At 72.5% G+C, this 22,888-nt stretch carries 18 protein-coding genes; 13 read left to right on the top strand and 5 right to left on the bottom strand.

Translation table 11 applies throughout. The features are described 5' to 3' along the window. Positions 1-370 precede the first annotated feature (370 nt). Positions 371-1,399, top strand: a complete 1,029-nt coding sequence (locus ACZ4MU_RS00090; RefSeq protein WP_467869097.1) for a DNA-3-methyladenine glycosylase family protein — start codon at positions 371-373, stop codon at positions 1,397-1,399. A 174-nt stretch (positions 1,400-1,573) separates the two neighbouring features. Here the strand turns inward: ACZ4MU_RS00090 and ACZ4MU_RS00085 are convergent, their stop codons facing one another. The 3 genes from ACZ4MU_RS00085 to ACZ4MU_RS00075 are packed head-to-tail and all read right to left on the bottom strand — an operon-like array spanning position 1,574 to position 4,483. Next, complete coding sequence (locus ACZ4MU_RS00085) at positions 1,574-2,953, bottom strand: coenzyme F420-0:L-glutamate ligase (protein ID WP_467869095.1); 1,380 nt, start codon at positions 2,951-2,953, stop codon at positions 1,574-1,576. Further along, positions 2,950-3,906: a 2-phospho-L-lactate transferase gene (gene cofD, locus ACZ4MU_RS00080; RefSeq protein WP_467869093.1), complete on the bottom strand. Its 957-nt coding sequence runs from the start codon at positions 3,904-3,906 to the stop codon at positions 2,950-2,952. The genes ACZ4MU_RS00085 and cofD overlap by 4 nt, the downstream gene beginning before the upstream one ends. Positions 3,907-3,919: 13 nt before the next feature. Then, positions 3,920-4,483, bottom strand: coding sequence for a cysteine dioxygenase (locus tag ACZ4MU_RS00075; protein WP_467869091.1), 564 nt, complete (start codon positions 4,481-4,483; stop codon positions 3,920-3,922). A 668-nt stretch (positions 4,484-5,151) separates the two neighbouring features. On the opposite strand from ACZ4MU_RS00075, the gene ACZ4MU_RS00070 reads away from it, so the two are divergent. From ACZ4MU_RS00070 to ACZ4MU_RS00060, 3 genes are all read left to right on the top strand, one after another. Beyond that, complete coding sequence (locus ACZ4MU_RS00070) at positions 5,152-5,415, top strand: WhiB family transcriptional regulator (protein WP_067159810.1); 264 nt, start codon at positions 5,152-5,154, stop codon at positions 5,413-5,415. A 177-nt stretch (positions 5,416-5,592) separates the two neighbouring features. Beyond that, a complete protein-coding gene (locus ACZ4MU_RS00065) occupies positions 5,593-9,321 on the top strand; it encodes a glycosyltransferase family 2 protein (protein ID WP_467869089.1) in 3,729 nt (1,242 codons plus the stop codon). Next, complete coding sequence (locus ACZ4MU_RS00060; RefSeq protein WP_467869087.1) at positions 9,318-10,886, top strand: DUF5719 family protein; 1,569 nt, start codon at positions 9,318-9,320, stop codon at positions 10,884-10,886. The genes ACZ4MU_RS00065 and ACZ4MU_RS00060 overlap by 4 nt, the downstream gene beginning before the upstream one ends. A 42-nt stretch (positions 10,887-10,928) precedes the next feature. On the opposite strand, the gene ACZ4MU_RS00055 is transcribed toward ACZ4MU_RS00060, so the two are convergent. Continuing rightward, the gene (locus ACZ4MU_RS00055) at positions 10,929-11,399 is read right to left on the bottom strand and encodes a metallopeptidase family protein (protein WP_467869085.1); all 471 of its coding nucleotides are present in this window, start codon (positions 11,397-11,399) and stop codon (positions 10,929-10,931) included. Between the two features lie 273 nt (positions 11,400-11,672). Here ACZ4MU_RS00055 and ACZ4MU_RS00050 point away from each other — a divergent pair, with 273 nt between their 5' ends. The 8 genes from ACZ4MU_RS00050 to ACZ4MU_RS00015 all read left to right on the top strand — a co-directional run bounded on the left by ACZ4MU_RS00050 (position 11,673) and on the right by ACZ4MU_RS00015 (position 20,275). Further along, positions 11,673-12,092, top strand: a complete 420-nt coding sequence (locus tag ACZ4MU_RS00050; protein WP_358832918.1) for a DUF3499 domain-containing protein — start codon at positions 11,673-11,675, stop codon at positions 12,090-12,092. 230 nt (positions 12,093-12,322) lie between these two features. Then, entirely contained in the window at positions 12,323-13,684 is a 1,362-nt protein-coding gene (locus tag ACZ4MU_RS00045; protein ID WP_467869083.1) for a phosphomannomutase/phosphoglucomutase, read from the top strand. Positions 13,685-13,886: 202 nt separating this feature from the next. Continuing rightward, entirely contained in the window at positions 13,887-14,069 is a 183-nt protein-coding gene (locus ACZ4MU_RS00040) for a Trm112 family protein (protein ID WP_467869081.1), read from the top strand. A 96-nt stretch (positions 14,070-14,165) separates the two neighbouring features. After that, positions 14,166-15,308 (top strand): SIS domain-containing protein, encoded by a 1,143-nt coding sequence (locus tag ACZ4MU_RS00035; protein ID WP_467869079.1) that lies wholly within the window; start codon positions 14,166-14,168, stop codon positions 15,306-15,308. 116 nt (positions 15,309-15,424) lie between these two features. Next, entirely contained in the window at positions 15,425-16,591 is a 1,167-nt protein-coding gene (gene manA, locus ACZ4MU_RS00030) for a mannose-6-phosphate isomerase, class I (protein WP_467870545.1), read from the top strand. Positions 16,592-16,660: 69 nt separating this feature from the next. Next, complete coding sequence (locus tag ACZ4MU_RS00025) at positions 16,661-17,626, top strand: cation diffusion facilitator family transporter (protein ID WP_467869077.1); 966 nt, start codon at positions 16,661-16,663, stop codon at positions 17,624-17,626. 365 nt (positions 17,627-17,991) lie between these two features. Beyond that, positions 17,992-19,449, top strand: a complete 1,458-nt coding sequence (ahcY, locus tag ACZ4MU_RS00020) for an adenosylhomocysteinase (protein ID WP_467869075.1) — start codon at positions 17,992-17,994, stop codon at positions 19,447-19,449. Between the two features lie 208 nt (positions 19,450-19,657). Then, positions 19,658-20,275 carry a hypothetical protein gene (locus ACZ4MU_RS00015; protein ID WP_467869073.1) on the top strand — a complete coding sequence of 206 codons (618 nt, stop codon included), beginning with the start codon at positions 19,658-19,660 and terminating at the stop codon, positions 20,273-20,275. A gap of 71 nt (positions 20,276-20,346) precedes the next feature. Here ACZ4MU_RS00015 and ACZ4MU_RS00010 read toward each other — a convergent pair whose 3' ends face one another. Beyond that, positions 20,347-21,333 (bottom strand): RDD family protein, encoded by a 987-nt coding sequence (locus tag ACZ4MU_RS00010; RefSeq protein WP_467869071.1) that lies wholly within the window; start codon positions 21,331-21,333, stop codon positions 20,347-20,349. A 165-nt stretch (positions 21,334-21,498) separates the two neighbouring features. On the opposite strand from ACZ4MU_RS00010, the gene ACZ4MU_RS00005 reads away from it, so the two are divergent. Then, complete coding sequence (locus ACZ4MU_RS00005; RefSeq protein ID WP_467869069.1) at positions 21,499-22,506, top strand: stage II sporulation protein M; 1,008 nt, start codon at positions 21,499-21,501, stop codon at positions 22,504-22,506. Positions 22,507-22,888 lie beyond the last annotated feature (382 nt).

The following is a 22,888-nucleotide window of genomic DNA, read 5'->3' as shown; positions in this document are numbered from 1 at the left end:
TGACCGCCGAGCCACTGCCGCCCGAGCCCAGAAAAATCCAGCACCCCAGCCCCCAAAGGGGCGCGGGGCACGGCGCGAGCAACCGTCCACGTACCTGCAGATGAGGTCCGGCCCTGAGGGGGGCGCGGGGAAACGGCGCGAGCAGCCGTCCACGTACCCGCAGACGAGGCCCGGCCCTGAAGGGGCGCGGGGAACTGCGCGACCAGGCCCCACCCACCCGCAGACGAACAGGGGGTCCAGGGGCGCAGCCCCAAAAGGAGGGCGGTCTCGGGGCGCAGCCCCGGCACAGGGGCTCACCCCCACCCGGCCGCCCGCCCAGGGCTTACGGGAAGGGGCGGGGTGGGGAAAAGAACCCAGTAGTCTCAGAAGCGTGGCAGGCCGCTTCACCCCCCGCACCCCCACCCGCACCACCGTGCGAGGCGGCCACATCCCCCTACCCACCCGCACCCCCCCACCCCCATCACACCCCCCCACCCCCACCCCCACCCACATCCCCCACCACCGCCACTACACTCCCCCCACCCCCCTGGACCTCCCCCTGGTCCTGGCCCCCCTGCGAAGGGGCCCCGCAGACCCCACCTTCCGCACCACCCCCGACGGCTCAGTCTGGCGAACCTCCCGCACCCCCCAGGGCCCCGGCACCCTCCGCGTAGCCCTCCGCGCCGGCCGCGCCGAGGCCGAGGCATGGGGCCCCGGCGCCGAGTGGCTGCTGGACAACCTCCCCGCGCTCCTCGGGGACGCCGACGACCCCACCGGCTTCACCCCCCGCCACCGCCTCCTCGCCGAGTCCGCCCGCCGCCGCCCGGGCCTGCGCCTGACCCGGACCGGGCTGGTCCTGGAGTCGCTGATCCCGTCGATCCTGGAGCAGAAGGTCACCACGGACGAGGCCTACCGCGCCTGGCGGCTGCTGGTGTGCAGGTTCGGCGAGCCCGCCCCCGGCCCGGCCCCCGGCCGGATGTACGTGATGCCCGACGCCAGGACCTGGGCCCTGATCCCGTCCTGGGAGTGGCACCGCGCGGGGGTGGACGCCAAGCGCTCGTCGACGATCCTGCGCGCCGTACGCGTGGCCCGCCGACTGGAGGAGGCCATCGCCCTGGACCAGGAGGCGGCCGCCGCGAGGCTCCACCTCGTCCCCGGCATCGGCCCCTGGACCAGCGCCGAGACGCTGCAACGCGCGATGGGCGCCACCGACCTGGTCAGCGTCGGGGACTACCACCTGCCGAGCATCGTCGGGTACGCCCTGGCGGGCGACCGCACCGCCGACGACGCCGCGATGCTGGAGCTCCTGGCCCCGTATGCCGGCCAGCGCCACCGAGCCACGCGCTTGATCCTCCTCAGCGGCCGCACCCCACCGCGCCGCGCGCCCCGGATGACCCCGGGCAACATCGGCGCGCTGTAGACGAGGGCGTCACGTCAGCGCAGAAAGAACCCACCCCGTACGGCGAAGAGCTCAACGCACGTCCCCTCCAGCGAAGCGCTCACCGCACCCCGCCGACGAAGCGTGCAACGCGCCTCCGGGGCAAGCACTCACCGCCCCCCACCAAACCCCTACCGCCCCCCACCACCAAACCCCTCACCGCACCTCAATAAACCCCTCCACCCCCCGCTCAGCCCGCTCCCTGGGCGCCCCGGCCGCATGTCCGACCGCCACCGCGCCCATCGGGTCCCAGTGCGCGGGCAGGTCGAGGACCTCCCGTACGACCTCGCGGCAGAACATCGTGGAGGACACCCACGCCGAGCCGAGCCGCTCGGCCGCCAGCGTCACCAGGAAGTTCTGGACGCCCGCGCCCATGGCGACCACGAACATCTCGCGCTCCGCCGCGTCCCGGCGCGGGTCGCCGTAGGTGTGCGAGCCGTCCATCACCAGGCACGGCACCACCAGATACGGCGCGTCGCGCAGGACCTGGCCCCGGCGCACCCGCTTGGCGATGAACTCCTCGGATTTCCCGTCGCCCCGCAGGTCCGCGATCCACGCGTCCCGCATCGCGTCCAGCAGCCGGGTGCGCGACCGCTCGGACTCCAGCAGTACGAACCGCCAGGGCGTGGTGTGGTGCGGCGCGGGCGCCGTGACGGCCGCGGTCACCGCGCGGCGCACCGCGCCGGGGTCCACGGGCTCGTCGGTGAACGTCCGGACCGTACGCCGCTGGGTCACCGCCGTCCGTATCGCCTCCGAGGTGCCGAGGCGGAACATGTCGTCGGCCGCGTCCCGCACCAGCGCCCGGGCACCCACCGGGCCACCCGTGTCACCCACGCCGCCCCCCGTCACCAGGTGCGCGAGGCCGCTGACCACCGCGACCGGGAACCCCGCCGCCTTGCCCTTGACCAGGTCGCCCGCGCCCGCCAGCTCGTCGGCGCTGGCCACCACCGTCGCGCTGAGCTCGTTGCCGTGCGTGTCCGTGCCCCCGCGCAGGTCGTCGAGGACGCGCACGCCCGCGGCGCCGATCGCCACATCGGTGAGCCCCGCGCGCCAGGGCCTCCCGAAGGTGTCCGTCACCAGGACGCCCACCTCGACCCCGAGCGCCGCCCGTATCCCGGACCGGATCGCCTCGGCGGAGGCGTCGGGGTCCTCGGGCAGCAGCAGCACGGTCCCGGCGGGGGTGTTGGAGGCGTCGACCCCGGCCGCGGCCATGACGAGGCCCTGCCGGTTCTCCACGATGCGCAGGGCGCCGCGCCGGGCCACCACCCGTACCGTCTCGGCGTCGATCGCCGCCTCCCGGTCCGCCGCCTCGACGACCCGGCCCTCCGCCTTGGAGACGATCTTCGAGGTGACCAGCAGGACGTCCCCGTCCACGAGGTCGGGGGCGGCGGCCGCGATGAGCCGCGCGAGATCGTCCCCGGCCCGCACCTCCGGTATCCCGGGCACGGCCCGTACCCGGTACGAGGGCGGGACGGCCACGGCCCTGGGGGCAGCGGCTGCGGTGGCCCCGGCGGCTGCGGTGGCCTCGGCCGTCATGCGCGCACCTCCTCCGCCAGCGTCAGCGCCTCGCGCGCCATCGCGGCCGTCGCGTCGAGGTCCGTCATCATCAGCGGGACCGCGCGGCAGCGGATGCCCGCGGCCTCGATCCGCTCCACCGCCGCGCCGTCGGCGGTGTCGACCAGCCAGCCGTCGAGCAGGCCCGACCCGTAGTGCTCGGCGACCGCCTCGGCCGTCGACTCCACGCCGACGGCGGCCAGCACCTTGTCCGCCATGCCCCGCACCGGCGCGCCCCCGACGATCGGAGAGAGCCCGACCACCGGGACCCCCGCATCCGCGATCGCCTCGCGGATGCCGGGCACGGCCAGGATGGTGCCGATGCTGACGACCGGGTTGGAGGGCGGGAAGAGGATCACATCGGCGGAGGCGATGGCCTCCAGGACACCCGGCGCGGGCTTGGCCTGCTCCGCCCCTACCGGCACCACGGCGGTGGCGTCGAGGGACGCCCGCAGCTTCACCCAGTACTCCTGGAAGTGGATGACCTTCCGCTCCCCGTCGGCCTCGACCGCCACATGCGTCTCGACGCGGTCGTCGGACATCGGGATCAGCCGGACGCCCGGCTGCCAGCGGGCGCAGAGCGCCTCCGTCACCGCGCTCAGCGGGTAACCCGCGCCGAGCATCTGCGTACGGACGATGTGGGTCGCGAAGTCGCGGTCGCCCAGGCCGAACCACCCGGGTCCCACCCCGTACGCCGCGAGTTCCTCCTTGACGTGGAAGGACTCCTCGCTCCTGCCCCAGCCCTGCTCCTCGTTGATGCCACCGCCCAGGGTGTACATCACCGTGTCGAGATCGGGGCAGACCTTCAGCCCGAACAGATGGATGTCGTCACCGGTGTTGCCGACCACCGTGATGTCCGCGTCCGGCGCGGCCTGCTTGAGGCCGCGAAGGAAACGGGCACCGCCGATGCCGCCGGCCAGAACCACAATGCGCATGGACAGCAGTCTGTCAGGCGGGTACGACATCCTGGGCGGCGGCTGTGGACAGAGCGCCGGCTGTGGACAGACCGGCGACCGTGGACTGAGCGGCGGCCGTGGACTGAGCGGCCTGGCTCGCGTGCATCGGCATGTCGGTCAGGCCCGGGTAGTACACATGCAGGCTGACGGCCGGTTCCAGCGAGTCGTTGACGACCTCGTGGACATAGCCGGGCGCGAACACGCGCTGGGAGCCGGCGGCCAGCGCGCGAGTGCCGCGCTCGGTGCGCTCGCTCAACTCGCCCTGCAAAACGGTCAGGACGCCCGAGGAGGCGCCGTGGTCGTGCAGTCCGCTGCGCTGCCCGGGCACCCAGGACAGCAGCCACACCTCGTAGCCGGGCCCGGTGCGCAGCCGGTGGTACCAGCGGCTGGTCGCGTCGTACTGGACGAGCGGGGCCCACTGCGCGCGGTCGGCGGCGATCGAGCGGGCCAGGCCGACGAAGTCGGCGACGGTCGCGGGGTGCTCCCGGGCGGGCTGGAGGAGGTGCAGGACCTCGAAGATGTCGCCGGCGATCTGCAGGTCGCTGTCGCTGTTCATGGGTGCGGTGGTTCCTCGGCAGGGACTCGGTGACGAGTGCGGGGTGTCGCGAAGGCGTGTGCGCGCGGATGCGCGAGGGCCCGGGGGGCCGGACAGAACACGGAGGAAGGCTGGAGCGCTACGGCATCAACAGCTGGAACAGCAACAGCGCGCCTGGACAGCGCTGCGGAACCCACGGAGGTGGGTCGCGAAGAGCGCTGTGGTTGCTGGCATGCGTCAAAGGTGACCAAGAACAGCCGAGCTGTCAACTCAATACCCGATTTGGCCGCAATGTTTCACCTCATCCGGTTACGGCGCCCGGAGAAAGGTTTGTGCACGGGCAGCGCCGGAGATGTGGCGCTGCAACCGCATCGGCAAACACCGCGGCGCCGTCGTGACCGGACTGTGATCCCCATCGCTCCCTCCGGCCGGATGCAACAAGATCGATTTTGGATTCGTCTTCTCTGGGCAGGTGAGGGAAGTGCGATTGGGCCAATGGCATGTGTCATGGTTTTTGCCGATTTGAACACTTTCCGTATAGGCTTGGTTCCGCAGAGTGAATACGGGGCCCAATAGCAGATCTCGGCTTGACTGGCCCGGATCCACACACTTGTAATTTCACTCGTGTCGTTCGGCCGAAATCGGTAACGGCAGCATCACGGGGCAGCAAAGACAGACGAGGGGTGCACATGACCGAGGTGTTCCAGGAGCTGCTGGTCGACGATGTGGACGAGGAACTCGGCTGGCAGGAGCGCGCACTGTGCGCCCAGACCGACCCCGAGTCCTTCTTCCCCGAGAAGGGCGGCTCCACCAGAGAGGCGAAGAAGGTCTGCCTCGCCTGTGAAGTCCGCTCCGAGTGCCTCGAATACGCCCTCGCGAATGACGAACGCTTCGGCATCTGGGGCGGGCTGTCCGAGCGGGAACGCCGTCGTCTGAAGAAGGCGGCGGTCTAGTCTTTTCGGGGCCTTTGCCCCCTGAGGTCCCCCTCCGGGACCCGCCCGGCTCCCCCCGGCTCCCGCGGGCGGCGGACTGCCGTGTTCCCCAGCCATTAGTGTGGGGCGCTGCCAGTCAGCACAGCAGCCTCCGGGGCCCCCAACCCCCGGACCCCGGCCGGAGGGGCCCGTACCTCGATGTCCGTGCACAGCCAGTCGACGGCCCCGTACTCCGAGGCCGCGGCATCACCGCTCGTTTCCGCCCACGCACCCGAGTTCCCGAGACACGTCGTCACCGCAGTGCTCGTCTCGCACGACGGCGCGCGCTGGCTGCCCGACGCCCTCGCCGGACTGCTCGGCCAGGAACGCCCCGTACAGAGCGCGTACGCGGCCGACACCGGCAGCGCCGACGACTCCGCCCGTCTGGTCACCGAGGCCCTGGGGGACGAACGCGTCCTGCACCTCGCGCGCCGCACCGGCTTCGGCGCCGCCGTCGACGAGACCGTCCGCACCGCGCCGGTGCTCGGCCCCGACGAACTCACCTATCTGAAGCGGCCCAGCGGCTGGGACCCCGTCTCCCGCAGCTGGCGCGACGACAGCTACGACCTGCCCGAACTGCCGCACGGTGAACCCGTGCAGTGGCTCTGGCTGCTGCACGACGACTGCGCCCCCGCGCCCGACGCCCTCGCCGAACTGCTGCGCGTCGCCGACTCCGACGCCCACGCCGCGATCGTCGGCCCCAAGCTCCGCGGCTGGTACGACCGCAAGCAGCTGCTCGAAGTGGGCGTCTCCATCGCCCGCAGCGGCCGCCGCTGGACCGGCCTGGACCGGCGGGAACAGGACCAGGGCCAGCACGACCAGGTCCGCCCGGTGCTCTCCGTCTCCTCCGCCGGCATGCTCATCCGCCGCGATGTGTGGGAGGAGCTCGGCGGCTTCGACCGGCGGCTGCCGCTGATGCGCGACGACGTCGACCTGTGCTGGCGCGCGCACGCCGCCGGCCACTCCGTCCTCGTCGCCCCCGAAGCCGTCGTCCGGCACGCCGAGGCCGCCGCCCGCGAGCGCCGCACCGTCGACTGCGCGGGCCGCTCCGCCGTCGACCCGCACCGCGTCGACAAGGCGGGCGCCGTCTACACGATGCTCGTCAACTCCCGTCCCGCCGCGCTGCCCTACGTCTTCCTGCGCATCGTCGTGGGCACCGTCCTGCGCACCCTCGCCTATCTGCTGGGCAAGGCACCCGGGCAGGCCGTCGACGAGATCATGGGCCTGTCCGCGACCCTGCTGCGGCCCGGCCGGATCCTCGCCGGACGCAAGAGACGCGGCAAGGCGGCGGTGGAGGCGAGCGAACTGCGTCCGCTCTTCCCGCCGCCCGGCGCCACCGTCCGCGCCACCGTCGAACAGGTCGCCACCAGCTTCGGCGCGGGCACCGAGGACACCGGCGGCTCCCGGCACGGCGCCGTCGAGTCCGGCCCCGGCGGCGACGACGCCGACTTCCTGGAGATCGAGCAGTTCGCGCGGCTGAAGAAGATCGCCCGCAAGCCCGCTCCCGTCCTGTTCGCCCTGCTCCTGCTGATCTCGCTAATCGCCTGCCGCGAACTCCTCGGCGGCGGCGCCCTCTCCGGGGGCGCCCTGCTGCCCTCGCCCTCGGGCGTCGGCGAGCTGTGGGGCCGCTACGCGGACGCCTGGCACCCCGTCGGCACCGGCGGCACCCAGACCGCCCCGCCCTACCTCGCGGCCATCGCCGCCCTCGCCGCCCTCTGCTTCGGCTCCACCGGCTTCGCCCTGACCCTGCTGCTGGTCTGCTCGGTCCCGCTGGCCGGGCTCACCGCCTACTTCGCCTCCCGTCCGCTCGTCGAGTCGCGCCTGCTGCGCGCCTGGGCGGCCGTCGCCTACGCCCTTCTGCCCGCCGCCACCGGCGCCCTCGCCACCGGCCGGCTGGGCACCGCCGTCCTCGCCGTCCTCCTGCCGCCGATCGCGCGCGCGGGCATCACCGCCGCCGGTCTGCGCGCCGAGGGCCGCGGCTCCTGGCGCGCCACCTGGACGTACGCGCTGCTGCTCACCGCCGCCATGGCCTTCACCCCGGTCGTCTGGCCGCTCGCGGTGCTGCTCGGCCTCGCGGTCCTGGCGCTGCGCCGCGACGACCTCACCGCCTACGGCCTGCGCTTCCTAGCCGCCGTCGGCACCCCCCTGCTGATCCTCGCCCCGTGGTCGCTGACCCTGCTCACCGGCCCGTCCGGCTTCTTCCGCGAGGCCGGACTGGAGTACGGCAAGGGCGCGGCCTCCGCGCTCGACCTGCTCGGCGCGAGCCCCGGCGGACCCAAGACGGTCGGCGGACTCCTCCTCGTCGGCTTCGTGCTGGCCGCGCTCGCCGCACTGCTGCGCGGGGAGCGGGAGTTCGCGATCCGCGCCGCCTGGGTCGTCGCCCTCATGGGCCTCCTCTTCGCCGCCCTCTCCAACAACGACGGCTGGGCGGGCCCGGCCACCCTGGTCTACGGCCTGGCCCTGATCGCCGCCGCCGTGCTCGGAGCCGAGGGCGCCAAGGAGCGCGTCGCCGCCCACGGCTTCGGCTGGCGCCAGCCGGTCGCCGCGCTGATCGCCCTGGCCGCCGCCCTCGCCCCGCTGATCGCCGCGGGCGGCTGGATGCTGCGCGGCGCCGACGGGCCCCTTGAGCGCCGCGATCCGGTGCAGGTGCCCGCCTTCGTGGCGGAGGAGAGCGGCACCCGCGACCAGGCCCGCACCCTCGTCCTGGGCGGCACCTCGCCCGCCAAGGTCTCCTACACCCTGGTCCGCGGCTCCGGCGGCCGCCTCGGCGACGCCGAACTCGCCGCCTCCGGCGGCAGCGACCCGCGTCTGGACAAGGTCGTCGCCAATCTGGTCGCAGGCTCCGGCGCCGACCAGTCCTCCCAGCTCAGCGGCTTCGCCGTGCGCTATGTACTGGTACGCGACGGCGCCCCCCACGCCTTCGGACGGGTCCTGGACACCACCCCCGGCCTCAGCCGGCTCAGCCAGCTCGACGGCAGCGCCCTGTGGCGGGTCGACCGGCAGGTCGCCCGCGCGGTCATCATGCCGCCCGCCACCGCCGCCACCGCCACCGCCGGGGGCTCCGCGCAGCCCGTCGCCGAGCCGGTGGCCGTCGCCGCCGACCCGGTCGGCGTCCACACCAAGATCCCCGCCGGTGCGGACGGCCGCGTCCTGCGCATCGCCGACCGGGCCGCACCCGGCTGGACCGCGACCCTCGACGGCAAGCCGCTGAAGAAGACCACCGTCGACGGCTGGGCCCAGGGCTTCCAACTGCCCGCCTCCGGCGGCCGCCTGGATGTCACCTACGACGCCCCCTTCACCCACACCGCGTGGATCTGGACCCAGTCGCTCCTGTCCCTGGTGCTCGTCGTGCTCGCCCTGCCGGGCCGTCGCCGCCGGATCGACGACGACCTGCCCGAGGAGGAGCAGCCGGAGCTGCCCCCCGCGCGCGACGGCGAGGGCCGCCGCGCCCGCCGCCTGCGCGCCCAGGCCGAGGCCGGGGAGTCCGCAGCCGACCCGTCGGCCGAGCCCGACCGCCCGGCCGGCCAGGACTTCCCGCCCCCGCCGTCCTCCGCCCCCACGGCACCCGGGGCCGACCCGTACGCGAGCACCCCGTACGCCGAGGTGCCCCAGCAGCCCTACGGGCAGTGGGACGGCTCGGGATACACCGACGCCGAGTACCCCCAGCAGCAGTACGACCCGTACCAGCAGCAGTACCAGCAGTACGACCCGTACCAGCAGCAGTACCCGCCGCAGGAGCCCGCGTACGACCCCTACGGCTATGGCTACGGCGGGGAGCAGGCTCCGGGCCAGGGGCAGGACCACGGCGGCCGCATCCCCGGCCAGAGCCCTGACGGCCAGGGCCACGACACCGAGCAGCCGCACCGCCCCGACGGGAGCAACCAGTGAACCGCAGCACTCTCTCCCTGATCGCGGCCGCCGTCGCCCTCGCCGCCGTCACCGGCTTCGCGGCCGTCACCGCGCCGGGCGGCGACTCGGTGAAGGCGGACGCGAAGGGCCCGGCGCGGCTGCCCGTCGAGCGCTCCAGCCTGCTCTGCCCGGCGCCCAGCCTCTCCGACCTGGCGGAGACCACGTACACCACGTACACCCCCAAGGGCGGTGACGCGGGCGCCAAGGCGGGCACGGCCGGCGGCGCCGTGCTGAAGCCCGCCGTCACCCCGCTCACGGACGGCACGCCCGCCAGGGCCACCGCCAAGGCGGACAAGGACAAGAAGGGCAAGAAGGGGAAGACCCCCGAGAAGCCCGACCCCAGCAAGGCGGTCGTCACCCTCAAGGAGCCCGGCAGGCCCGCGTCGGCCACGGCGGACGGCGCCGACGCGCCCGCCCTCGCCGGGTCCGCCGACGGCCCGCTGGCGCCGGGCTGGGCGGCGCAGCAGACCACGGTGGTCTCGGCGGGCGACGCGCGCGCGGTGCTCGGCACCCGCTGCACCGAGCCCGACACCGACTTCTGGTTCCCGGGCGCATCCACCGCCAAAACCCGGCAGGACTACGTCCATCTGACCAACCCGGACGACGGCGCGGCGGTCGTCGACGTCGAGCTGTTCGGCAAGGACGGCCCCATCAAGTCGGAGGTGGGGGAGGGGATCACGGTCCCCGCGAAATCCAGCGTCCCTGTTCTGTTGTCAACGTTGACCTCGGCGGCGGCCGACGACCTGACCGTTCACGTCACGACCCGCTCCGGGCGGGTGGGCGCGGTCATGCAGGCCTCGGACGCGAAGGCGGGCGCGGACTGGCTGTCCGCGTCGGCCGACCCGGCGGCGAGCCAGGTCCTCCCGGGCATCCCGGGCGACGCCACCGACGTACGCCTGGTGGTGTACGCCAAGGGCGCCGACGACGCCGATCTCAAGGTGAGGCTGGCCGGTGCGAGCGGCAGCTTCTCCCCTGCTGGTCTGGACACCGTCCACGTGAAGTCGGGGATGACGGCGTCCTTCGATCTGAAGAACGTGACGAGGGGTGAGGCGGGTTCCCTGTTCCTCACCCCATCTTCGGATGGCGGAAAAACGCCTGTCGCGGCGGCACTTCGGGTCGTGCGCGGCACGGGTGACAAGCAGGAGACCGCCTACATTCCGGCCACCGCGCCGGTCGGCGACCGGTCCACGGTCACCGACAACCGGGCCAAGGGCTCGACGCTGGCCCTCACCGCGCCGACCGCCGCCGCCACCGTCAAGGTCACCGCGTCGCCCGGCACCGAGGGCGGCGAGCCGCAGACCAAGACGTACACCGTGAAGCCCGGCACCACGCTGGCGGTGGAGCCGCCCGTCCCCTCCGGGCTCAAGGGCTCGTACGCGCTCACCGTCGAGACCCAGCCGGGCAGCGGCCCCGTCTACGCCTCCCGCACCCTGGCGCTGCCGCAGGACGGCATCCCGATGTTCACCGTCCAGACGCTCCCCGACGACAAGGGGACAGTGGCGGTCCCGGCCGCGAAGCAGGATCTGTCGGTCCTGGACGACTGAGCCGGGCCGACCGCGCCCGAGAGGGACCTTTTCGGGTGCGGTTCAGTCCTGTCCGTAGCGGGGATCGACCGACTCCGGTGCGAGGCCGAGGAGTTCGGCGACCTGCTCGACCACGACCTCGTGGACGAGCAGGGCCCGCTCGTCGCGGCTCTTGGTGCGGATCTCGACGGGCCGCCGGTAGACGACGATCCGCGCGGGCGTTCCCTTGGAGGCGGGCAGCGCGCGCCCCAGCGGCACGGCCTCGTCGCTCCATCCGTCGTCGTCGGACTCGGGCAGCGGCACGTCGGAGACGAGGAAGTCGACGTCGGCCAACTGCGGCCAGCGCCGCTCCAGCCGCTCCACCGAGTCCCGCACCAGATCGCGGAAGCTCTCCGCGCGGCTCACCGAGAGCGGCACCTGCGGCGGGGCGACCGGGCCGCGCATGCCCCTGCCGTGCCGGTCGCGGCGGCGGGGCCGCGGGCCGGGCGGTACGGAGTCGGGTCCGGCGCCGGTGCCGGAACGGGAAGTGTCCATCACTGACGCAGCGTAGCCCTCCGGAGCGCCGCGCGATCGCGGCGGCGGCCCCCTCCACGGCATGTCGCGCGATGACCGTTTCTCTCTCGGTTGAGAGCGATTACCGGCCCATACGGGACAGTGGATTTCACGTCGTTTGACCGGAAGATTCTCAAGTACGGAACGTCAATGCCCTCGTCACACACCGTGCGCCCCTCCTCCTGTGCAGGTCAGCCCAGTTGCTCAGAGGGCCGCTGTGCCCGAGCTCACACCGCGACACGGTGGAGTGACCCGGTGGAGAGTCGTCGCGGCCCGCTCAAGAGTGCGGTACCGTCCAACGTCGTGAGCCCTGTACGTCGCTGTTCGCGCACCGCGTGCGGCCGCCCTGCCGTCGCGACACTGACGTACGTCTACGCGGACTCGACCGCAGTCCTCGGTCCGCTCGCCACCTACGCCGAGCCCCACTGCTACGACCTGTGCGCCGAGCACAGTGAGCGCCTCACCGCGCCCCGGGGCTGGGAGGTCGTCCGCCTCACCGACGCCTCCGCCCCGGCCCGCCCCAGCGGTGACGACCTGGAAGCGCTTGCCAACGCGGTACGGGAAGCGGCCCGCCCCCACGAGCGCGCCGCCGAGGCCGGCGGCGCCCGCGCGGCCGACCCCATGGAGGTCGCCCGCCGCGGCCACCTCCGCGTACTGCGCTCGCCCGAACCCTGAGAAGCGGGCGTGCCCGCCGGACCGCCGCGTACGGCGGACCGCCGCGTGGAATGCCCGCGGCGTGGAATCTCGGCACGCGCGCGTTGGACCAGCCGCACTCGGGGGCATCCGCGTTGCAGAACGACGGCTGCGGCGTTCTCCACAGGCACCGCAGCCCCGACACCCCCAGCCGGTAGCCTCGGTCCTGGGGGCCGCATGTCTCCGCAGGTGATTTTCAGAAGGGTTGGGCCGTGGCTGTTGATCTGTCGCAGATCGTGAAGGCGTACGACGTCCGCGGGGTGGTGCCGGATCAGTGGGACGAGTCCCTGGCCGAGCTGTTCGGAGCGGCCTTCGTCCGGGTGGTGGGCGCCGAGGCGATCGTGGTCGGACACGACATGCGCCCCTCGTCGCCGGGCCTCTCGGCGGCCTTCGCGCGCGGCGCGGCGGCCCAGGGCGCGGACGTGACCCTGATCGGCCTGTGCTCCACGGACCAGCTGTACTACGCGTCCGGCCGGCTCGACCTGCCGGGCGCCATGTTCACCGCGTCCCACAACCCGGCCCAGTACAACGGCATCAAGCTCTGCCGCGCGGGCGCCGCCCCGGTCGGCCAGGACACGGGGCTCGCCGACATCCGGGCCCTCGTCGAGAGCTGGTCGGAGTCGGGCGCGCCGGAACCGGCCGCGACCACCGGCACGATCGACGAGCGCGACACCCTCGCCGACTACGCCGCGCACCTCAAGTCCCTCGTCGACGTCTCCGGCATCCGCCCCCTCAAGGTCGTCGTGGACGCGGGCAACGGCATGGGCGGCCACACCGTCCCCACCGTCTTCGCCGGTCTGCCGCTGACGCTGGTGCCGATGTACTTCGAGCTCGACGGCACCTTCCCCAACCACGAGGCCAACCCCCTCGACCCCGCCAACATCGTCGACCTCCAGGAGCGCGTCCGCGCCGAGGGCGCCGACCTGGGCATCGCCTTCGACGGGGACGCCGACCGCTGCTTCGTGGTGGACGAGCGCGGCGAGGGCGTCTCACCGTCCGCCGTGACCGCGCTGGTGGCCGCCCGCGAGCTGGCCAAGCACCCCGGCGGAACGGTCATCCACAACCTGATCACCTCCTGGTCCGTCCCGGAGGTCGTCCGCGAGAACGGCGGCACCCCGGTCCGCACCCGCGTCGGCCACTCGTTCATCAAGCAGGAGATGGCGCGTACGGGCGCGATCTTCGGCGGCGAGCACTCCGCGCACTACTACTTCAAGGACTTCTGGAACGCCGACACCGGCATGCTGGCGGCCCTGCACGTCCTGGCCGCCCTCGGCACGCAGGAGGCCCCGCTCTCCCGGCTGCTGGCGGAGTACGACCGCTACACGGGCTCCGGCGAGATCAACTCGACGGTGACCGACCAGACCGCCCGTACAGAGGCCGTCCGCGAGGCCTTCGCGAGCCGCGAGGGCGTCACCCTGGACGAGCTGGACGGTCTGACGGTCTCCTCGGCCGACTGGTGGTTCAACCTGCGCCCCTCCAACACCGAGCCCCTCCTCCGGCTGAATGTGGAGGCGCGCGACGAACCGACGATGGCGAAGGTGCGCGACGAGGTCCTGGCGCTGGTACGGGCGTGACCGCGCGGCGGACCGCCGGGGCCCGGGATCCGGGGCCCCGCCGGTCCGTCACCGGGCCGCCCGCCACCACCGGCCCGGCCCGGCCATCCTGGAAGCTCGCACCGCACCCCGGCGGTAGGGTGACAAGGCCCGGCCCAGGCAACTGAATCCAGGCACCCGATCCACGCATACGCGACGACGAAGACGTTCCGGAAGGACCCCCATGCCGCTCGAAGCCGGCCTCCTCTCCATCCTGGCCTGCCCCGCGTGCCACGCCCCGCTCAAGGACGCGACGGCCGAGGAGACGCCCGAGCTGGTCTGCACCGGCACGGACTGCGGCCTCGCGTACCCGGTCCGCGACGGCATCCCCGTACTCCTCGTGGACGAGGCCCGCCGCCCGGCGTGATCCCGCCCCGCGTGGACCCCGTCCCGCGGACCCCCGACCGGCGCCCCGCCGGAACCGAGTGACCCGGAACCCCGATCGCCCCGGAGGCCGCCGCACATGCTCGACGAGTCACTGCTCGACGCACCGGAAGCCCTGGCCCGCGCGGACCGCCGCGGCCTGCTGCGCGGAGCGGCCGACGCCGGTGCCCGCGTCCGCACTGCCGCCCGGCACGCCGCGGAGGCGGGCATCGCGGAGCTGCGCCCCGAGGGCCGCCCCCGCGCCGTGCTCGTCGCGGGCCCCGGCACCGCCGCCGCGGGCGTGGCCGATCTGGTCGCGGCGCTGGCCGGGGCCTCCGCACCGGTCTCCCGGCTGGTCCCGACCGGGGTGGCCGCCGCGGCGGGCGCCCTGCGCTGGAACCTCCCGGGCTGGGCGGGCCCGGTCGACCTCCTGCTCATCACCACGACGGACGGCAGCGAGCCCGGCCTCGCCCTCCTCGCCGAGCAGGCCTACCGCCGGGGCTGCACGGTCGTGGCCGTCGCCCCGAAGGGCTCCCCGCTCTCCGAGGCCGTCGACGGGGTGCACGGCCTGGTGGTGCCGCTGGCGACGGCCCCGCACGAGCTGTACGAGGACGGGTCCACCCCGGCCGCCTCCCCGAGCGCCCTGTGGGCCCTGCTCACCCCCATCCTCGCCCTGCTCGACCGCCTGGGACTGATCTCCGCGCCCGCCGAGACGCTGGAGAAGGTCGCCGACCGGCTCGACCGCACCGCGGAACGCTGCGGCCCGGCCATCGCCACGTACAGCAACCCGGCGAAGACCCTCGCGGCGGAACTCGCCGACTCCTTCCCCCTCATCTGGACGGAAGGCGAGAGCGCCGCCCCGGCGGGCCGCCGCTTCGCGACCGTACTGGCCGAGCTCGCGGGCCGCCCCGCGCTCGCCGGCGAGCTGCCCGAGGCGCTGGCGTCGCACTCGATCCTGCTCGCGGGCTCGCTCGGAGAGGGCGCCGACCCGGACGACTTCTTCCGCGACCGCGTGGAGGAGCCCGCGACGCTGCACGCCCGCGTCGTCCTGTTCCGCGACCGCCCGGCCGGCGGGCTCTCCGCCGCTCCGGCGGCACGCGAACTCGTCCTGGGCCACGACGCGCAGATCAGCGAACTGGAGCCGGAGGAAGGCTCGGAGCTGGAGTGCCTTGCGGAACTCCTCGCCCTCGCGGACTTCACGAGCGCCTATCTCACCCTCGCCTCGACACCGCCCCCGGCGTAGGGCAGTGCCGTGCGGTACGACCCCGGGGTGATCGACGCCGGACGGCCGCCGGGGCACACGGGCGGCACGCGGCGACCGATTCCGTACACGACCACGCGAAAGTGACCACGCGAACCATGGACCGTCTCGCCAACACCGTGCGCCCCTACGCCTGGGGCTCCACGACGCTGATCCCGGAGCTGCTCGGCACCGACCCCACCGGCGAACCGCAGGCGGAGATGTGGATGGGCGCGCATCCGGGCGCCCCGTCCCGAGTCGACCGGGGCGCGGGCGAGGCAGCGCTCTCCGACGTCATCGCGGCGGACCCGACGGCGGAGCTCGGTGACGCGGCCGTCGCCAAGTTCGGTCCCCGTCTTCCTTTCCTTCTGAAGGTGCTGGCGGCAGGCGCCCCCCTTTCGCTTCAGGTGCATCCCGATCTCGCCCAGGCACAGCGGGGTTACGCGGACGAGGAGAGCGCGGGCGTTCCGCTCGGCGCCCCGCACCGCAACTACAAGGACGCCAACCACAAGCCCGAACTGATCTGTGCCTTGACAACGTTCGAAGGCCTGTGCGGGTTCCGGGCTCCGGAGGAATCCGCGGATCTCCTCGCCGCGCTCGACGTGGACTCCCTCAAGCCGTACGTGGACCTCCTGCGCGCGCACCCCGAGGAGGCGGCGCTGCGCGAGGTCCTCACGGCCGTACTGACCGCCGACCCGCGGGAGATGGCGGCGACGGTGACCGAGGCCGCCGCGGCCTGCGAGCGCCTGGGCGACGACATCCACCAGGTCTGGGCCGCACTCGCCCACCACTTCCCGGGTGACCCGGGCGTCATCGCGGCCATGCTCCTCAACCACGTCCGACTCCAGCCCGGTGAGGCGCTGTTCCTCGGCGCCGGCGTCCCGCACGCGTATCTGAGCGGTATGGGCGTGGAGATCATGGCCAATTCGGACAACGTGCTGCGCTGCGGCCTGACCCCGAAGCACGTGGACGTCCCCGAACTCCTGCGGATCGTCCGCTTCGAGGCGGGCGACCCCGGCGTGCTGCGCCCCGAGGCGTCGGAAACCGGCGAGGAGGTCTACGGGACCCCGATCGAGGAGTTCCGCCTCTCCCGCTTCGTACGACCGGAAGGCGCCGCTCCGACGGAACTGACGGCCGCGACCCCGCAGATCGTCCTGTGCACCGCCGGTGCCCTGGACCTCGGTGACCTGCGCCTCACTCCCGGTCAGGCGGCCTTCCTGCGGGCAGGTGAAAAGGCCGGGCTGTCCGGAGCGGGCACCGTTTTTCGCGCCACTGTCGTGGCCTGATGCAACAATGTGCGGCCGAATGGCGGCACCCGGGCGGCCGCGCCAACGACGAAGGGAACACGTGCACGTATGAGTGCGTCAGGCGGAACCAAGGCGATCGTGGCGGCGCTGGGCGCCAACCTCGCGATCGCGGCAGCCAAGTTCGTGGCGTTCCTCTTCAGCGGCTCGTCGTCGATGCTCGCCGAGAGCGTCCACTCACTGGCCGACTCGGGCAATCAGGGCCTGCTGCTGGTCGGTGGCAAGAAAGCCCAGCGTGAGGCGACACCGCAGCATCCCTTCGGCTACGGCCGCGAGCGCTACATCTACGCCTTCCTCGTCTCCATCGTCCTGTTCTCGGTGGGTGGCATGTTCGCCGTCTACGAGGGCTACGAGAAGATCAAGAACCCGCACGAGATCGAGGCCTGGTACTGGCCCGTCGGCGTCCTCGTCTTCGCGATCATCGCCGAGGGCTACTCCTTCCGCACGGCCATCAAGGAGTCGAACGAGACGCGCGGCTCGCTCTCCTGGTCGCAGTTCGTGCGCCGGGCGAAGGCGCCCGAGCTGCCCGTGGTCCTCCTGGAGGACTTCGGCGCGCTCATCGGACTCGTGCTCGCCCTCGGCGGTGTCGGAATCGCGCTGGCCACCGGCGACGGCGTCTGGGACGGCATCGGCACCCTCTGCATCGGCATCCTGCTGATCCTGATCGCCCTGATCCTGGCGGTGGAGACGAAGTCCCTGCTGCTCGGTGAGGCGGCGGGCCTGGAGGAGGTGCACAAGATCCGTACGGCGATCGTCGACGGTGACACCGTCACCTCCGTCATCCACATGCGGACCCTGCACCTGGGCCCGGAGGAGCTGCTGATCGCCGCCAAGATCGCGGTCCGGCACGACGACACGGCGGCCGAGGTCGCCCGCGCGATCAACGAGGCCGAGGCCCGTATCCGCGAGGCCGTGCCGATCGCCCGCGTGATCTATCTGGAACCGGACATCTACAGCGCGACGGAAGCCGCAGCGGGCCCGGACCCGGCGGCCACGCCCGGAGGCACCGGGCACTGAGCAGGCGGTTCCCCTCGGCCGGGCATGCCCCCGGGGGGCTCCCGCCCCTGGATTCCCGCGGTTCGTCATCCGGGACGGGCTGGGGGCGGCTGGGCCGATCGGTGTAGATTCGTGACCAGAGCCAGACGTCGCTGCTGATGGCGGTCGGTCGATACGCCCCGCGTACCGGCCGAGGGAGAGAGGGCCTCCGACGGACTGCGCTGTGAGCGCGACGGGCGCCGCTGGGTGCCCATGGGCACTCCGGTGTCCACCCGGACATGCGATGTCCGCCGGGCACCCGCGGGTGCGCGCGGCCCTCGCCCTGCCCAGGTGCGCCCGCAGACCTTCCGCAACCACCCTCGACCCACCCATGAGGAGCAGCTCGCATGACGACTGTCGACGCCGGCCAGGACTTCAAGGTCGCCGACCTCTCTCTCGCCGCCTTCGGGCGCAAGGAGATCACCCTCGCCGAGCACGAGATGCCCGGCCTGATGTCGATCCGCAAGGAGTACGCCGCCAGCCAGCCGCTCGCCGGCGCCCGGGTCACCGGCTCCCTGCACATGACGGTGCAGACCGCCGTCCTGATCGAGACGCTCGTCGCGCTCGGCGCCGAGGTCCGCTGGGCCTCCTGCAACATCTTCTCCACCCAGGACCACGCCGCCGCCGCCATCGCGGTCGGCCCCAACGGCACCCCGGAGAACCCCCAGGGCGTCCCGGTCTTCGCCTGGAAGGGCGAGACCCTGGAGGAGTACTGGTGGTGCACGGAGCAGGCCCTCACGTGGCCGAACTCCCCGACCGGCGGCCCGAACATGATCCTGGACGACGGTGGTGACGCCACGCTCCTGGTCCACAAGGGTGTCGAGTTCGAGAAGGCCGGCGCGGCCCCGGACCCGTCCACCGCGGACAGCGAGGAGTACGCCCACATCCTCACCCTGCTGAACCGCACCCTCACCGAGAACCCGCAGAAGTGGACGCAGCTCGCGTCCGAGATCCGCGGTGTCACGGAGGAGACCACGACCGGTGTCCACCGTCTCTACGAGATGCACCGCGACGGCACCCTCCTCTTCCCGGCGATCAACGTCAACGACGCGGTCACCAAGTCCAAGTTCGACAACAAGTACGGCTGCCGCCACTCCCTGATCGACGGCATCAACCGCGCCACCGACGTCCTCATCGGCGGCAAGACCGCCGTCGTCTGCGGCTACGGCGACGTGGGCAAGGGCTGCGCGGAGTCCCTGCGCGGCCAGGGCGCCCGAGTGATCATCACCGAGATCGACCCGATCTGCGCCCTGCAGGCGGCGATGGACGGCTACCAGGTCACCACGCTCGACGAGGTCGTCGACAAGGCCGACATCTTCGTCACCACGACGGGCAACAAGGACATCATCATGGCCGCCGACATGGCCAAGATGAAGCACCAGGCCATCGTCGGGAACATCGGCCACTTCGACAACGAGATCGACATGGCCGGTCTCGCGAAGATCCCCGGCATCGTCAAGGACGAGGTCAAGCCGCAGGTCCACACCTGGACGTTCCCCGACGGCAAGGTCCTCATCGTCCTCTCCGAGGGCCGCCTGCTGAACCTGGGCAACGCGACCGGCCACCCGTCGTTCGTGATGTCCAACTCGTTCGCGGACCAGACCCTGGCCCAGATCGAGCTGTTCACCAAGCCCGAGGAGTACCCGACCGACGTCTACGTGCTGCCCAAGCACCTCGACGAGAAGGTCGCCCGCCTCCACCTCGACGCGCTCGGCGTGAAGCTCACGACGCTCCGCCCCGAGCAGGCCGCCTACATCGGCGTCGAGGTCGAGGGCCCGTACAAGTCGGACCACTACCGCTACTGATCCCGCCGCCGGGCCCGTACCTCACGGACCCGGCAGCCGCGGTACCGGCAGACCCGAAGCGGTACCGACGACGCCAGGCGTCACGCAGTACGCAGTGCCGAGCGCAGCGGTACCAGGCAGGCCCCCGGACCCCCGTGCCGGGGGCCTGCCCCGTACCCCGCCTCCGTACAACGGTCCACCCCTACGCCCCCGAGGACCACAGGACCCCATGCCCCGCGGCCGGTATTCGCTTCACGACCCGCACGACCACACCCCCCTCGGTGAAGAACATTTCCACTGCGCGCCCGGCCCCTCCGGCTGGCGTTACGTCTCGCAGATCACCACCCCCTCCGGCGACCCCGCCGGCTCCGTCGATCTCGCCCTCGACGACCTCGGCCGCCCCATCCGCCTCGAACTCCACGCCAGCAGCTGGCAGGTGCGCGGTGCCGCCCTCGACGGCGTCACCTGGGTCCGCACCGACCCCACCGGCATCCACGCCACCGAAGGCAATGTCCCCGCCCACGCCTTCACCGGCGCGTCCCCGGCCTTCCTCATCGCCACGTCACGTCTGCTCCGCCTCACCCCCGGTTCCCCCGCGACCCGCGTACGCCTCGTCGCCTTCACCGACCCGGTCCTGGCCCCCCGCACCCTCGACCAGTCCTGGGCCCTGGTGAACAGTGAAGCGCACGCCACTGACAACGGCCCCCTGACCGTGGACGAGTACCAGGTCAGCGCCCTGGACACGGGGGAACAGCACAGCGTCCACATCGCCGGCGACGTGGTCCTCGCGGCGCCGGGAATCGAGCTCGAATCCCTCGAAAGCCCGCCGTCGGTCTGGAGCCCGTAGAGCCTGTCCGGTGACCTTGCGGGCGGGGCGACATCTGCGGGCCCCGGGTCCCGCGAGGCGGAGGGGACAGCTCAGGCAGGCGGTACGAAGCCGGTGGCCGACTTGGCACCCGACCCGGGCTCGGCCTGCTGCACCGGGGCCGAGGGGCCGGCGCTCGGCAGGGGGACGGACGGGGGCGTCGCGGGAGGCGCGGGAGGCGCGAAGACGGGCGGCGTGCTCGCCGAGGGCGTACGCGCAGGAGCGGCACTCCAGACCGGCGCGTGGGGGATGGGCATCGGGGTGAGCGCGGGCAAGTGCGCCCCGCCCTGGGGCGCCCCGAACGCCCGCCTCGCGTCACGCGCCTGCCGCTCGGCGACGACCGCCGCCAGATAAGCCGCCGGAGGCACCCCCTCCGGCGTCGGCGCCCCCGTCCGCGCCACCAGGTCATCGGCCAGCCGGACCGCCATCGCCCAGCTCACCTGCGCGTCGAGCTGCCCCATCCGGGTCAGGTACTGCCGTACGGCCAGCCACAGCGCATCCGGCACTGCCGACAGATCGAGTCCGGAGAAACGTCCCATCAGCCAGGGCGGAGGCGGCGGAACGGCGACGGGCCGCCCGGCGGGCACCCTCTCGCGTACGACCAGGGTCCCCGCGAACACGTCCCCGATCCGCCGCCCCCGACCCGAAACCAGCGACGCGATGCAGGCTACGACCCCCAAGGTCAGCAGGATCTCCACGACACCCATGGCTCCGCGCACGAGCGCGTGCCGGAAACGAATGGGCCCGCCGTCGTCACGCACCACCCGCAGACCGCATGCGAGCTTCCCCAGCGAGCGCCCGTGCGTCAGCGTCTCGACGGCTATGGGCACACCCACGAGGACGAGGACGAACAGGGCGACGGCTATCGCCGCCTGTGCCGCGTCGTCGAGGGAAGCGGTGGCCAACAACAGCGTGAACGAGACGATCAGATAGCCGGCCCAGGCCACGGTCATGTCGATGAGCAGCGCGAGCGCGCGACTGGGCAGTCGCGCGGGCCGCAGCCCCAGCACAACCGCGTCCCCCGTGACCAGCGCACTCACTGATTCCCCACCCTTCATGGTCGCCGCCGGGACGACGACCTCCACCGAGGCCGCCGAAGCGGCGACCTTCCCCGACCCTCGGAATCCTCAGTCTGCCAAGCTGGCCCGCAGCGCGCCGCAGTAGGACGGACCGTACGCACCCAGTGCCTGGAGCAGCAGCCGACCATGGACCTCGACGTCTTCGTCACCGCCCACCATCACGAGTGGGACCGACTCGACCACCTGCTGCGCCGTGGCCGCCGCCTGACCGGCGCGGAAATCGACGAACTCGTCGCCCTCTACCAGCACACCTCGACGCACTTGTCGCAGATACAGTCCTCGACGCCCGACCCGCAGCTCACGGCCCGTCTCACCCAGCTCGTCGCCCGCGCCCGCGCCACGGTGACCGGCACGCGCCGGGCATCCTGGCGCGACGCCGCGCGCTTCCTGACCGCCGGGTTCCCGGCAGCCGTCTATCGCGCGCGTAGATGGTGGATTCCGGCGGCCCTGATCTCGACGGCACTGGCCGCGATCATCGGCTGGTGGATCGGTACCCACCCGGAGGTCCAGGCGTCGATCGCCGCTCCGGAGACGCTCAAGGACATGACGCGACCGGGCGGCGAGTACGAGACGTACTACTCGAGCCACCCGGCCGCCTCCTTCGCGGCCCAGGTCTGGACGAACAACGCACAGGCAGCGGCGATGTGCCTGGTCCTGGGCGCGTTCTTGGGCCTGCCGGTCCTGTGGGTCCTCTTCTCCAACATGCTGAACCTGGGCGTGGGCATCGGCCTCATGTCCTCGGCCGGCCGCCTGGACACCTTCCTCGGCCTGATCCTCCCGCACGGCCTCCTCGAACTGACCGCCGTCTTCGTAGCCGCGGGCACAGGGCTGCGTCTCGGCTGGACGGTCATCGACCCCGGGCCGCGCACCCGTCGTGACGCCCTCGCCGAAGAAGGCCGCGCGGCCCTCGGAATGGCCATCGGCCTGGCCCTGGTCCTGTTCGTCTCCGGCCTGCTCGAAGCGTTCGTCACCCCCTCCGGCCTCCCGACCTGGACTCGCATCGCCATCGGCATCGTCGCCGAGCTGGCCTTTCTCCTGTACGTGTACGTCCTGGGCCGCCGAGCCGTACGCGAGGGCGAGACGGGTGACGTCGATGAACCGGACCGCAGCGCGGGCGTTCCCACCGCCGCCTGATGTGCGTACGACCCGTCTGACCTGGTACTGTCCTCTTCGCCCACAAAAACCGTTGACACGGTCTGCGTGGGGAGGTAGATTCAAACGGTTGCGACGGACTGGACAAGTTCGGACGCACTGGCTAGTCTTCTCTCGCTCTCAACGGAAATGCGATTTCCGCAGAGCCATTCCGATGGATTCGAATCACGATGCCGATTAGTTCGGCCGAAATGATTCTGATAGAGTCGGAACCGCCGGAAAGGGAAACGCGAAAGCGAAAACCTGGAAAGCGAATCCCGCTGACAGGGAATCGGACACGAAAGAGTCTGATAGAGTCGGAAACGAAGGAAGCGCCCGGAGGGCCCGGAAACGGGAACAAAGGAAGCGTCCGTACCTTGAGAAC

The sequence above is a fragment of the Streptomyces sp. NPDC026377 genome, from assembly GCF_055567715.1.
Note: the sequence above shows the minus strand (reverse complement) of the source record. Positions and strands in the feature narration are given on the sequence as shown.

Excerpts from the sequence above, each read along its gene's own strand:
- ACZ4MU_RS00085 (WP_467869095.1), bottom strand. The coding sequence starts at position 2,953 with ATGACGGCCGAGGCCACCGCAGCCGCCGGGGCCACCGCAGCCGCTGCC.
- cofD (WP_467869093.1), bottom strand. The coding sequence starts at position 3,906 with ATGCGCATTGTGGTTCTGGCCGGCGGCATCGGCGGTGCCCGTTTCCTT.
- ACZ4MU_RS00075 (WP_467869091.1), bottom strand. The coding sequence starts at position 4,483 with ATGAACAGCGACAGCGACCTGCAGATCGCCGGCGACATCTTCGAGGTC.
- ACZ4MU_RS00070 (WP_067159810.1), top strand. The coding sequence starts at position 5,152 with ATGACCGAGGTGTTCCAGGAGCTGCTGGTCGACGATGTGGACGAGGAA.
- ACZ4MU_RS00065 (WP_467869089.1), top strand. The coding sequence starts at position 5,593 with ATGTCCGTGCACAGCCAGTCGACGGCCCCGTACTCCGAGGCCGCGGCA.
- ACZ4MU_RS00055 (WP_467869085.1), bottom strand. The coding sequence starts at position 11,399 with ATGGACACTTCCCGTTCCGGCACCGGCGCCGGACCCGACTCCGTACCG.
- ACZ4MU_RS00040 (WP_467869081.1), top strand. The coding sequence starts at position 13,887 with ATGCCGCTCGAAGCCGGCCTCCTCTCCATCCTGGCCTGCCCCGCGTGC.
- ACZ4MU_RS00035 (WP_467869079.1), top strand. The coding sequence starts at position 14,166 with ATGCTCGACGAGTCACTGCTCGACGCACCGGAAGCCCTGGCCCGCGCG.
- manA (WP_467870545.1), top strand. The coding sequence starts at position 15,425 with ATGGACCGTCTCGCCAACACCGTGCGCCCCTACGCCTGGGGCTCCACG.
- ACZ4MU_RS00025 (WP_467869077.1), top strand. The coding sequence starts at position 16,661 with ATGAGTGCGTCAGGCGGAACCAAGGCGATCGTGGCGGCGCTGGGCGCC.
- ahcY (WP_467869075.1), top strand. The coding sequence starts at position 17,992 with ATGACGACTGTCGACGCCGGCCAGGACTTCAAGGTCGCCGACCTCTCT.
- ACZ4MU_RS00015 (WP_467869073.1), top strand. The coding sequence starts at position 19,658 with ATGCCCCGCGGCCGGTATTCGCTTCACGACCCGCACGACCACACCCCC.
- ACZ4MU_RS00005 (WP_467869069.1), top strand. The coding sequence starts at position 21,499 with ATGGACCTCGACGTCTTCGTCACCGCCCACCATCACGAGTGGGACCGA.